This is a genomic window from Streptococcus salivarius, assembly GCF_000785515.1.
Classification (GTDB): Bacteria; Bacillota; Bacilli; order Lactobacillales; family Streptococcaceae; genus Streptococcus; species Streptococcus salivarius.
In genome coordinates, this window is the sequence record NZ_CP009913.1 from 601361 (window position 1) to 614102 (window position 12742).

Below are 12742 nucleotides of genomic sequence, written 5' to 3' on the forward strand. Positions count from 1 at the left end.
GAGCTAGATTCTCTTGTAGAGTAGAGGTAGCTTAGAATGAGGTCAGAAGTAAAAGGAGTCAATTCATGGAGTTTGAAGAAAAAACACTCAAACGTGAGTCAAAATTTAAGGGACATATTTTTGAAGTTGCAGTAGACGAGGTCCTCTTGCCAGACGGTAAGACGGCTGGTCGTGAACTCATCTTCCACAAGGGAGCAGTAGCCGTTTTAGCGGTTACCCCAGAAGGAAAAATCATTATCGTAAAACAATACCGTAAGGCTATTGAGGCGGTTTCTTACGAGATTCCTGCAGGCAAACTGGAAGTCGGTGAAGCTGGCGATGAGATGGCTGCAGCAGCGCGTGAACTTGAAGAGGAGACTCAATACAAGGGTGATCTGGAATTGATTTATGAATTTTACACAGCCATTGGCTTTTGTAATGAGAGAATCAAACTCTATGTAGCGACCAACCTTAAACCTGTGGAAAATCCACGTCCACTTGATGATGATGAGTTCCTTGAACTCTATGAATTGACCTATGAAGAGTGTATGGAACTTGTAGCGTCAGGGGCTATCCAGGATGCCAAAACTATCATCGCACTCCAATACTATGCACTTCATTTCGGAGGAAAATAAGCTATGGGCAAACCACTTTTGACCGACGATATCATTGAGCAGGCCAAGCGTGGGGAAATCGATTTAGAGGAACATCCTTATTATGAGGACTATGATCAAGAGTTCTATGACGAGGATTATGAGGCTGATTATCAGCCTTCTGCCTACAAGAGCCGTCGAATTGAGAATGCCAAACGCAATCAATTTCAACACAAGCTTAATCGCATCCTCTTTTGGGTAGTGGTCCTCTTGATTCTTCTCTTCATTGCTGTCTTTTATTTCTAAAAAGTCTATGAGTCAGATAGCCCTAGCTACTGATTCAGGAAAGATTACAAGCTGAAAAGGAACTATATGAAAATCGGAATTATCGCTGCCATGGAGCAGGAGTTAGTGCTTCTAGTGGAGCAATTGGAAAATAAGGTTGAAGAAACTGTTCTTGGCAATACCTACTACACAGGACGTTTGGGAAAACACGACGTCGTTTTGGTACAATCAGGTGTTGGTAAGGTTATGTCAGCCATGTCTGTGGCTGTCTTGGCAGACCATTTTGGCGTTGATGCCCTCATTAACACTGGTTCTGCAGGAGCAGTAGCACCTGGACTTAAAATTGGAGATGTGGTTGTAGCTTCAAAATTAGCCTATCACGATGTTGATTTGACAGCCTTTGGCTATGATTATGGGCAAATGTCTATGCAGCCACTTTACTTTGAAAGTGACTCTACCTTCGTAGAGACTTTCGAAAAGGTCTTGGCTCAGGCTTCCATTGATTCTAAGATTGGGCTTATCGCTACGGGTGATAGCTTCATTGCAGGTCAAGACAAGATTGATGCCATTAAGGGGCATTTTCCAGAAGTCTTGGCTGTAGAGATGGAGGGAGCAGCTATTGCTCAAGCCGCACACAGTGTCAAAAAGCCTTTCATCGTTGTACGTGCCATGAGTGATACAGCGGCTCATGATGCTAACATTACCTTTGATGAATTCATTATTCAGGCGGGGAAACAATCAGCTGCTATCTTGGTTGAGTTTCTCAAAGAACTTGCCTAAAATACATTAAATGAGTGCTTATGCTCATTTTCTTAATTAATTTAAAGATGACTGCTATTCATTTAAGAATGGCAGTTTTTTTCTGCTTTTAGATAAGATAAGCTTCTCATTTTTTAAAGAAAAAATCTGAATTTTAGCATTTTTCAGACGGAAGTTGAATTAAAATTATGGCAATAAAATGAGAAAGAAAAATAATATTAAAAAAGAGACTCCGAAAGAAAGCTTATCATATAAGGGTTTACAAATTTCACTATCTATTGATATCTTAGAAAGCTTTACAAAACCTCCAAAGGGGTAAATAATTATCTTGCAAAGTTCTGAAAATAGTGTATAATTCAGAATGAAAAGGGTTACAAAAATGTTAAGATTTGTAAAAATGGGAGGATAGAATCATGAATAACCGATTCGGTGATTCGAGGCAGCGTTTCTCCATCCGTAAGTTTACGGTGGGCGTTGCTTCGGTCTTACTTTCGTCTGCAGTTTTTGGTGTAAGTACCGCCAAAGCAGATCAAGCTGAAGAGCCTAAAGGCCAACCAGCGACGAGTGTACTTGAGGAAGCCAGTGAGTCTGATGGTGGGGGCCAAAGGACAAGCACTAGTGCCTCAAGTCAAGAAGTGACAGCTGAACCTACCGTTCAAGCAGAAAGTACCAGTGCTATCTCAGTAACTGCTGTTTCTAGTGAAGTTGCGCTTCAAGAGCAAACGGTTGCAAGCTCTGAACAAAAGAGTACATCACAAGATAAGACTAGTGAGGGGCTCAGTGAGAAACCTGTTACAGTCAATGAAACACGAGAAGCTAGCGCTAGCGACCTCGCTGCAGCTAACAATACGAGTTCCACTTCGTCTGATAATTTTGGACTTAAGGTTACCAACCTAAGTCGCCCGATTCCAGCGGATGTCAAGGTGACTAAGACAGGTACTGAAATCACTGTTCAAAATCCTGATGTGGAAATGGAATTTCCGAACGGAAATAGTAAGTACGCTACTAGCAAGGTTGTCTACCACAATATTCCTTTCCCTGATGATATGACTATCAATGAAGGGGATCAGGTCATTTTTAATTTGCCTGAGCAGTTGCGTTTCCGTACTAGCTACGATATCAATGTCTATAATCCAGACAATCAAATTGTAGGTCTGGCTCAAATTGATCCTGAGAAGAATCGTGTCACAACGACCTTTAATAACTATTTCCAAACACATCCCAACAATAAGCTCATGAGTTTGGAGTTGGATACCCTTTATTCTGAAGAAGTAGATGAAGGGGAACATCTTACTCTTGATTTTGAGGGACGTATCATTCATGTTTCAGTGGGTAAAGTGCAATCACCTCCTCCAGGTCAAGAGGTTATTTCTAAGTGGGGTAGTCAAGACAAGCATGATCCTACGCTTTTGAATTGGCAGATGCGTCTCAATTACTCACGACGTCTCCTTAACAACTTGAAACTGGTTGATACTTGGTCTGACAATCAAAGATTTGTGGACGGTTCTTTGCAACTTCGCTACATTGATTCGGCAGATCCTTGGATTGACAAGGGATCAGCTATGGATCTGATTAAGAGTTTCTCTTATGATGATAGCCATTTTGAGCTTAAACTCAATCAGTTGGACCGCATGGTTTATGTTTGGTATCAAACCCGTTTGACACAACCTGTTGAAGAATCAGCTAACCCTGTCAACCGTATTAAACTTCATGCTGATGTTGTTTCCGATTCTTACAAGTCAACTATTCGCTTGGTTGGTGGCCGAGGAGATGCCATCGGAGATAACCTCGCTCATTTCAATCTTGAGCTTGAGAAGGACTTGGCGGGTAGAGACCTCAAGGACAAAGAATTTACCTTCAAATTGGTTGATGTGACTGATAGTGCCAATCCTGTTGACTTAGGGGAAACCACTAATGATGCCAAGGGTAAAATCATCTTTTCAGATCTCTCACTCAGTAAGCCAGGCATCTATCATTATCGTGTGACAGAGGTTCCAGGTAATGATGAAGATGTGGTATATGACAAACTAGAAGCTAATATCACTATTCAGGTTGTTCGTGAAACTGTGGATAATCAAGTTAAATTGGTTGCCAAAGTTGTCTATCCAGAAGATATTATCTTTAATAATAAATTGGTCACTCCAGCTAAAGCTAAAATCGCATTCGGTAAGGAATTGACCAAGGCAGGCGTTAAACAAGATCTAAAAGCAGATCAATTCCAATTTGTTCTCAAAGACCGTTTTGGAAAAGTCCTTGAAACTGTTGGTAATACAGCTGATGGTCAGGTTGCTTTTAGTGAGTTAACCTTTAACAAGGTAGGTACTTACAACTACACTGTTGAAGAGCTTACAGGTAAGGATGACTCGATTGTTTATGACAGCATGAAAGCTGCTGTTTCTATCACGGTAACACGTGATGGCGACGCCCTTGTTTCAACCGTGGTTAATCCTAAAGACACTATCTTTAACAACAAGTTTGTGACTCCAGCTAAGGCCGCTATTCAGTTCAGTAAGGAATTGACTAAGGCAGGTGTCAACCAAACTTTGACTGCTAATGAGTTCCAATTTGTTCTCAAAGATAGTGCCGGTCATATTGTCGAAACAGTTGGTAATACAGCTGATGGTCGTGTTGCCTTTAGTGAACTTCACTTTGATAAGGCAGGAACTTACACTTATACTGTTGAAGAAGTTAAGGGAACTAACGAAGATATCATCTATGATGGTATGAAAGCAACTGTCTGGATTACAGTGACACGAGATGGTGATGCTTTGGTATCAACAGTTGCTAATCCAAAAGATACTGTTTTCAATAACTATGTGAAAGACGTGCAACCAGCTAAGGCCAAATTCGAATTGACCAAGGTTCTTACAGGTCGTAACCTCAAAGATGGTGAGTTTAGTTTCGTTCTCAAGGACGACAAGGGTAATGTTATCCAAACAGTGACCAATAATGCACAAGGAAACATTAGTTTTGAAAATATTGTCTACGACAAACCAGGTGTTTACTACTACACTGTTGAAGAAGTCAAGGGCAATGAAGCTGACGTGGTTTATGATAACATGGTGGCTAAATTCCAGGTGACCGTTACTAAGACTGTAGGTGAAAAGGAAAATCTGCTTGTAGCAGCTGTCCTTCTTCCTTTGGATACAGAATTTAACAATAGTTACATTCCTCCAAAACCTCCTACACCGCCAACACCGCCAACACCGCCAACACCACCGACACCACCAAGTGTCCCACCTAAACCACCAGTGGTTCCGCCAACACCACCAACTCCGCCTACTCCACCGGTGACTCCAAAACCAGCTAAGCCAGTTCAATCCTCTGAGAAATCAGGACCTCAACTTCCAGAGACTGGTCAAGCTAACGATACTGCCTTGCTTGCCCTTGGTGCGGTAGCAGAAGTGGCAGCAGTCATGGGTGTAGCATATAGCCATCGTCGCCGTAAAGACGTTTAAGATGATGACCTAAAAGATCGAGTATTCTCGATCTTTTTTAGTATTTGGCCGCCTATCTCATTAAATGAGAAATCAAGATAAAGCCAACTGCAAGATGAAATTTCTACTAAATTAAGCTATAATGAAGAGTATGAAAGTTCTACTTTATCTTGAAGGAAAATCGGTTCTTGAAAAATCAGGAATCGGACGGGCTCTCCACCATCAGATGCATGCCTTGGACTTGGCGGGGATTCCCTATACAACGGACATCTTGGGTGATTATGATGTCGTTCATATTAATACTTATGGGCCACGCAGTTTGATGTTGTTGCATGCTGCAAAACGCCGTGGCAAGAAGGTCATCATGCATGGCCATTCGACACGTGAGGACTTTGAGAATTCATTCATCGGTTCTAACCTTTTGGCTCCACTTTTTGGAAAATATTTGGCCCACATGTACCAAAAGGCCGATTACGTGATTACGCCATCTGAGTATTCCAAAAAATTGATTCAGTCTTACGGAGTTACCACACCAATCATTGCTGTTTCAAATGGGATTGATTTGAAAAAATACGGCAAGGATCCACGTAAAGAAGAAGTTTTCCGAGACTACTTTGGTATCAAGGAAGGACAGCCAGTGGTGATTTGTGCGGGGCTTTATTTCCAACGCAAGGGAATTGAAGATTTCGTCAAGGTTGCCGAAAAGATGCCTCATGTTCGTTTTATTTGGTTAGGTAGTATCAGCAAATGGCTGATTCCTAAGAAGATTCGAGACATTGTCAATGGTAAGCATCCTGATAATGTCAGCTTCCCAGGTTATTTCAAGGGAGCCGTCTTCCAGGGGGCTATGAGTGGTGCTAACGCCTTCTTTTTCCCATCATACGAGGAAACAGAAGGGATTGTGGTGCTAGAAGCCTTTGCCAGTCACCAGCATGTGGTTTTACGTGATATTCCTGTTTATGAAGGCTGGGTTGATGACAAATCCGCTTCATTTGGGCACAACGTGGACGAATTTGTAGTAGCCTTGCAAGATATTATCGATGGTAAAGTGGACAAACGTGAAGAAGGCTATAAGGTTGCAGAAAGTCGCTCGATTGATGATGTCGCCCAAAAGCTTGTTGAAGCCTACAAAGAAGTATTGGAGATTTAAATGCGTATCGGATTGTTTACAGATACCTATTTTCCACAGGTATCAGGTGTTGCGACCAGTATTCGCACGCTGAAGACGCAGTTGGAAAAAATGGGACATACAGTCTTTATCTTTACCACCACTGATAGAGATGTTGACCGCTATGAAGACTGGCAGATTGTCCGTATTCCGAGTGTGCCTTTCTTTGCTTTTAAGGATCGCCGTGTAGCTTATCGTGGCTTTTCCAAGGCACTAGAGATTGCCAAACAATATAAGCTTGATATTATTCATACGCAGACAGAGTTTTCATTAGGTCTGCTAGGGATTGCCATTGCACGCGAACTTAGGATTCCTGTTGTGCATACCTACCATACTCAGTATGAAGACTATGTCCGCTATATTGCCAAAGGTATGGTTATCCGTCCAAGTATGGTTAAGTACATTGTTCGTGGCTTTATGAGCGATTTAGATGGAGTCATCTGTCCGAGTGAGATTGTTTATGACCTTTTGCTCAAGTACAAGGTTGCAGCTGAAAAACGTGTCATTCCAACTGGAATTGAACTTGAAAAATTCCAACGTCCAGAGATTACTGAAGATGATGTGGCAGACTTGAGATCCAAGCTTGGTATCGCCTCTGATGAGACCATGTTGTTGAGCCTCTCTCGTGTGTCCTATGAGAAAAACATCCAGGCTGTGCTAGCTGCTCTGCCTTCTGTTTTGGAGGAAGACGACAAGGTGCGTTTGGTTGTGGCTGGCGATGGTCCTTACCTACCAGATCTTAAGTCTCAAGCCAAGAAACTCGGTATTCAGGACAAGGTGGTTTTTACAGGTATGATTGCGCCTAGTGAGACAGCCCTTTATTATAAGGCTGCTGATTTCTTCATTTCGGCATCAACCAGTGAGACTCAGGGCTTGACCTATCTGGAAGCCCTGGCTAGCGGTACCCCTGTCATTGCTCATGGAAATCCTTATTTGGATAATGTGATTACAGACCAGATGTTTGGAACCCTCTATTATCAGGATAATGATTTAGCCGGAGCTATTTTGGAAGCAGCCATTGCAACGCCAGAGAAAGACGAGACTAAGTGGGCTGACAAGCTTTATGAAATTTCTGCGGAAAACTTTGGAAAACGTGTCTATGAGTATTACTTGGACCTTACGATTTCTAAGGATTTCCACAATGATTTGAATGGTGAAGATAGTACCATGAAACGCTTGACGCGTATGGTAACTTATTTACCAACCAAGGCTATTACCTTGCCTGTTAACGGCTCTGTTCGCATCCTCAAAGGATTAGCTAAACAGGTCAAGAAAATCAGAAATATCACGAAACTTCTGGATTAGGAAAGCAATCAGTTTTTCCAAGTCAGATAAAATCTTAGAATTGATTAATAAAAGAGATAATTAGCTTGAAAAATTACAGTTTCATGCTATAATAACGCATAGAGACATATCAGTCATGGGAAATCTTTCAGAGAGCGTGTGGCGCTGGAAATCACGCAGAGGACATGATTGGGACTACTCGATTAACTTTTTATGCAAACATAAAACGGTGGCCACGTTAGAGCCAATCAGAGGTGTAGGACAGACTCATTTTTTGTCGTACACGAACTAAGGTGGAACCACGTTGCGACGTCCTTTTTAGGATGTCGCTTTTTGTATTGTTTGGTATGCTTTACAATTTTTAGAATGTCTAGTTTAGATAGAAAAGCTTTACTTTGTGACTAAATATTTTCTCTTTGATTACTAAAAGGATTGTTTAGAACGAGGTGACACTATCTTTTTAGTTGAGGGAGAATTTTATGGGGTTCAAATATGAAGCTATCAAGGCCTACTTGATTGACCACGGTGTGGATGCTAGTCTTGCTGAGACTATGCACGCTATCTATGCTACTCAAAGACTTGGTGGAACAGCCAATGCCTATTTTCTTATTGTTTTTACAGAAAAAGAGGTTTTCATTATCTCGATTACTCCTTTAGGAAAATTAGGGGAGATTATTGCTACACTTCCTGAAGAGATGATTAAGTCCTATCAGTTTAAGAAACGTTTGTTTATTGGTTACAAACTTCGTTTCTTTCTAACTGATGGCAGGGATCTAGACTTTAATGTCAACAAGATGATGATTGGTGCTGGTTGGCATAAGAAGGAATTGCAAAGTATCCTAGAAACAAACTATTACAACAAAAATAATTAATATAGAAAGGACGAAAGGGCTCGACCTTTAGAGCTCTACATCTTAATTATGATTAACATTACTTTCCCAGATGGCGCTGTTCGTGAGTTCGAATCTGGCGTTACAACTTTTGACATTGCACAATCTATCAGCAACTCTTTGGCTAAAAAAGCTCTTGCTGGTAAATTTAACGGTAAATTGATTGACACTACACGTGCCATCACTGAAGATGGAAGCATCGAAATCGTGACACCTGATCACGAAGATGCTCTTCCAATCTTGCGTCACTCAGCGGCTCACTTGTTTGCCCAAGCTGCTCGTCGCCTCTTCCCAGACATCCACTTGGGTGTCGGTCCAGCTATCGAAGATGGTTTCTACTACGATACTGACAATGAAGCTGGTCAAATTTCTAACGAAGACCTTCCTCGTATCGAAGAAGAAATGAAGAAAATCGTTAAAGAAAACTTCCCATCAATCCGTGAAGAAGTGACTAAAGACGAAGCGCGTGAAATCTTCAAAAATGACCCATATAAATTGGAATTGATTGAAGAACATTCAGAAGATGAAGGTGGTTTGACTATCTACCGTCAAGGTGAATACGTTGACCTTTGCCGTGGCCCACACGTGCCATCAACTGGTCGTATCCAAGTCTTCCACCTTTTGAATGTTGCAGGTGCTTACTGGCGTGGAAATAGCGATAATGCTATGATGCAACGTATTTATGGTACAGCTTGGTTCGATAAAAAAGACCTTAAAGCTTACCTTAAACGTCTTGAAGAAGCTAAAGAACGTGACCACCGTAAACTTGGTAAAGAACTTGATTTGTTCATGATTTCTCAAGAAGTTGGTCAAGGTCTTCCATTCTGGTTGCCAAACGGTGCGACAATCCGTCGTGTCTTGGAACGCTACATCGTGGACAAGGAAGTAGCAGCAGGCTACCAACACGTCTACACTCCACCAATTGCCTCAGTTGAGCTATACAAAACTTCAGGTCACTGGGATCACTACCGTGAAGATATGTTCCCAACAATGGATATGGGAGATGGTGAAGCCTTTGTCCTTCGTCCAATGAACTGTCCTCACCACATCGAAGTTTACAAACACCATGTGCACTCTTACCGCGAATTGCCTATCCGTATCGCTGAAATCGGTATGATGCACCGTTATGAAAAATCTGGTGCCCTTACAGGACTTCAACGTGTACGTGAAATGTCACTTAATGACGGACATACTTTCGTAACACCTGAACAAATCAAAGATGAGTTCCAACGTACGCTTCAATTGATTATCGACGTTTACGAAGATTTCAACTTGACTGACTATCGTTTCCGTTTGTCATACCGTGACCCTAAAGATACTCACAAATACTTTGACAATGACGAAATGTGGGAAAATGCTCAAAGCATGTTGAAATCAGCCATGGATGACATGGAACTCGACTACTTTGAAGCAGAAGGTGAAGCTGCCTTCTACGGTCCAAAACTTGATATCCAAGTGAAGACTGCCCTTGGTAATGAAGAAACACTTTCTACTATCCAATTGGACTTCTTGCTTCCAGAACGCTTTGACCTTAAATACATCGGAGCTGATGGGGAAGAACACCGTCCAGTTATGATTCACCGTGGGGTTATCTCAACAATGGAACGCTTTACAGCTATCCTTATTGAAAACTATAAAGGAGCCTTCCCAACTTGGTTGGCACCTCAACAAGTAACTGTTATCCCAGTTTCAAATGAAGCCCACACAGATTACGCTTGGGAAGTTGCTAAACAACTTCGTGACCGTGGTATCCGTGTTGAAGTGGATGAACGTAACGAGAAAATGCAATACAAGATTCGTGCGTCTCAAACACAAAAAATCCCTTACCAATTGATTGTTGGTGATAAGGAAATGGAAGACGGAACTGTTAACGTTCGTCGCTATGGACAAAAACAAACACACACTGAAGCTGTGTCAGAATTTGTAGAAAATATTCTTGCTGATATTGCTCGCAAATCACGCCCAGATGCCGAATAAATCAGAAAGTCGGTTAGCTAAGCTAGCTGACTTTTTAGTAGGATAAAGCATGCACGTTTTTAGGAAAAGACTTTTATTTCTGCTGGGAGCAGTCCTGCTCTTGTTACTGTCTAGCTTTACTTATCACAGATTATCCTTGCAAAGAGAGAAGGCTTCTCTCAACCCTATGGGGCAAATGGTGTCTGTTAATGGCCATGACATGAGCGTCTTTGTAAAGGGGGAGGGGCCACAAACTCTAGTTTTTCTTTCTGGTGCTGGAACAGCCTCTCCCATTCTAGATTTTAAAGACTTGTATGATGGGCTTTCGAAGCAGTATAAGATAGTCGTTGTTGAAAGGGCTGGCTATGGTTACAGTGAGGACACATCTAAGTCCCGAGATGTTTCTGAGGTTCTTTCAGAGACACGACAAGCCCTAGCCAAGGCCCATGTATCAGGTCCTTATATTATCCTCTCCCATTCGATGGCCTCCTTAGAGACACTTCTGTGGCAGGAAAAATACCCTAGTGAAGTGAAAGCTATCATTGGTTTAGATTGGGCCCTACCTGAAAGTTACTCCCATTTGAAAATGCATCCCCAGATTTTACGTATGGCTCGGTGGGGAAGTCAATTAGGCCTATTAAGGTATTTACCGAGTCGCTTATATGTGCCTAATGACAATCTAAGTAGTAGTGACTGCCGCCTCTATCAACGGATAGCCTATCGTCAAATATTGTCAAAGGCTATGTTAAATGAGAGCCTGTCTGTTAAGGAAAATGCGAAAAAGGTTACTTCTAGCATTGATTCACAAATTCCAACCTTACTGATGGTCTCTAATGGTGAGGGTACTGGTTTTAGCCAGGAGGACTGGCGGCATTATGCGACTAGCTTTGCAAAGGACCAGAAAAATATCGAAGTGACTTTTTATGATTCTCCGCATTATCTTTATCACTATCAGACCAAAGAGGTAGCAGCAAAGATAGAGGAGTTCATCAAAAAGACGACTGATTAAATTTACATATATTATCGAGGAGAGATGTGATGCTCATTGGTTCAAAAGCCTTTCGAAACTTATGGGAGGACTGGCAAAGGGACTACCAGCCATTGCAAGTACTAAAGCTATTGTTAGCTTATATAGGGATGCCAGAGGATTTATCGGGAGAGCTTGAAGAAACCCAACACCTTTTATCTTATTTTGATCCTGACTTGGCACCGCATGATTCCTTCTGGAAGGATGTCGTTAAATTGGTAGACCTGGCTTTTCCTGGTGATAGTTTGTCTAAGAATGCCTCTATTGAGAGACAAATCCATCAGCTACGTTACCTGATTTCTAGTCAACAGTCCCAGTATGTGCGAACGCATTATAAAAAGCCAGGGATGACAGATAAAGAAGCTTTGGCTGTCTATCTGAGATGGAAGCCTTTCACCATGTTTGATCAGGGACGTTTGCACCAAAAGATTTCTATCTGTGATGGCAAGGCGGTTTATCCTGATGGGATTCCAAGTGTTAATCTAAAAATTCTTCTCTATAATCGGATTGAGTTTATTCTGGATAGTCAGGGAAACTTTCTCAATGAGGTCGATGCGGAGCAGGTGACCGAGAGTGGGGTGGTTAATGGTGCCAGTTTTAACTATGGTAATTTCAAACGCCACTGGCAACTGGATGTGGAGCCGGTCCAACCACATGACCCTGATTTTCGTAATCGAATGACTAGGGGCTTTCGTTCACCCAACAAATTGAAAAAACGTTGGGGACAGCAAGCGCCTGAACAGTTTGATAAATCTTTCTACAATCCAAAAGGCATCTATGCCCAGTCTCATAGGTCTTTGGCAAATGATGTCAAACGCCAAGCCAGATTTTTTCTCGCTCTGGTTTATGGCTTTAAACCGAATCAGACCAAGCAATCAAAGGAGGTTCATATGTCTAAACAACCACAAAACAATAAAGGAACAGCAGTTCTAGGCTCACTAGTCTTTATGGCCTTATACGCCCTAGGTATTTGGCACAATGCTGTCCGAGGAAATATTCCCTTTCTCATTCTTTGGAGTGTTTTACTCCTTGTTAATGTCAGCTATTTGATTTTCCGCTTGAGAAAATAAAAAAGAAAGTGATACAGACCTAAATAGTAAGAAATTTAGGTCTGTATCACTTTTTTGTATATTCAATGATAACTTACCACTTGCTTTCTTCTGGGATAATAATCCAGCAAATGATGTAGAAAAGAAAGCCTGTTCCGAATAAGAAAATCGCTGCAGCCCAAATGAGGCGAATAATGACAGGATCGATGTCAAGATATTTAGCGATACCAGAACAAACACCGGCAATGATTTTGTTGTTTGGATCTCGTCTGAGTTCTTTTTTCATATGATTTACCTCCGTATGCCTTATTATAC

Annotated in this window: 11 protein-coding genes; 10 read left to right on the forward strand and 1 reads right to left on the reverse strand. The window is 41.7% G+C overall.

From position 1 onward, the window contains the following. The first annotated feature begins 65 nt into the window (after window positions 1-65). The 10 genes from SSAL8618_RS02970 (at window position 66) to SSAL8618_RS03015 (ending at window position 12448) form a co-directional block, all read left to right on the forward strand. Complete coding sequence (locus SSAL8618_RS02970; protein WP_014633436.1) at window positions 66-614, forward strand: NUDIX domain-containing protein; 549 nt, start codon at window positions 66-68, stop codon at window positions 612-614. A gap of 3 nt (window positions 615-617) precedes the next feature. After that, window positions 618-878, forward strand: a complete 261-nt coding sequence (gene macP / locus SSAL8618_RS02975) for a cell wall synthase accessory phosphoprotein MacP (RefSeq protein WP_013990959.1) — start codon at window positions 618-620, stop codon at window positions 876-878. A 66-nt stretch (window positions 879-944) separates the two neighbouring features. Further along, on the forward strand, window positions 945-1637 hold the full coding sequence (locus SSAL8618_RS02980; RefSeq protein WP_002886153.1) for a 5'-methylthioadenosine/adenosylhomocysteine nucleosidase: 693 nt from the start codon (window positions 945-947) through the stop codon (window positions 1635-1637). Between the two features lie 392 nt (window positions 1638-2029). Next, window positions 2030-5074: a Spy0128 family protein gene (locus SSAL8618_RS10220; protein WP_052124396.1), complete on the forward strand. Its 3045-nt coding sequence runs from the start codon at window positions 2030-2032 to the stop codon at window positions 5072-5074. Window positions 5075-5204: 130 nt separating this feature from the next. Then, complete coding sequence (locus SSAL8618_RS02990) at window positions 5205-6203, forward strand: LTA glycolipid anchor biosynthesis glycosyltransferase, IagA/BgsA family (RefSeq protein ID WP_021144521.1); 999 nt, start codon at window positions 5205-5207, stop codon at window positions 6201-6203. Further along, window positions 6204-7526 carry a glycosyltransferase family 4 protein gene (locus SSAL8618_RS02995; protein ID WP_038675541.1) on the forward strand — a complete coding sequence of 441 codons (1323 nt, stop codon included), beginning with the start codon at window positions 6204-6206 and terminating at the stop codon, window positions 7524-7526. Between the two features lie 458 nt (window positions 7527-7984). Continuing rightward, complete coding sequence (locus SSAL8618_RS03000; protein ID WP_038675543.1) at window positions 7985-8377, forward strand: hypothetical protein; 393 nt, start codon at window positions 7985-7987, stop codon at window positions 8375-8377. Between the two features lie 48 nt (window positions 8378-8425). After that, window positions 8426-10372, forward strand: a complete 1947-nt coding sequence (gene thrS / locus SSAL8618_RS03005; RefSeq protein ID WP_002886069.1) for a threonine--tRNA ligase — start codon at window positions 8426-8428, stop codon at window positions 10370-10372. 49 nt (window positions 10373-10421) lie between these two features. Beyond that, window positions 10422-11360 (forward strand): alpha/beta fold hydrolase, encoded by a 939-nt coding sequence (locus SSAL8618_RS03010; protein WP_038675546.1) that lies wholly within the window; start codon window positions 10422-10424, stop codon window positions 11358-11360. A 29-nt stretch (window positions 11361-11389) separates the two neighbouring features. Next, entirely contained in the window at window positions 11390-12448 is a 1059-nt protein-coding gene (locus SSAL8618_RS03015; protein ID WP_002885887.1) for a DUF3114 domain-containing protein, read from the forward strand. Between the two features lie 73 nt (window positions 12449-12521). Here the strand turns inward: SSAL8618_RS03015 and SSAL8618_RS03020 are convergent, their stop codons facing one another. Continuing rightward, complete coding sequence (locus SSAL8618_RS03020; RefSeq protein ID WP_002886147.1) at window positions 12522-12713, reverse strand: PspC domain-containing protein; 192 nt, start codon at window positions 12711-12713, stop codon at window positions 12522-12524. Window positions 12714-12742: the final 29 nt, after the last annotated feature.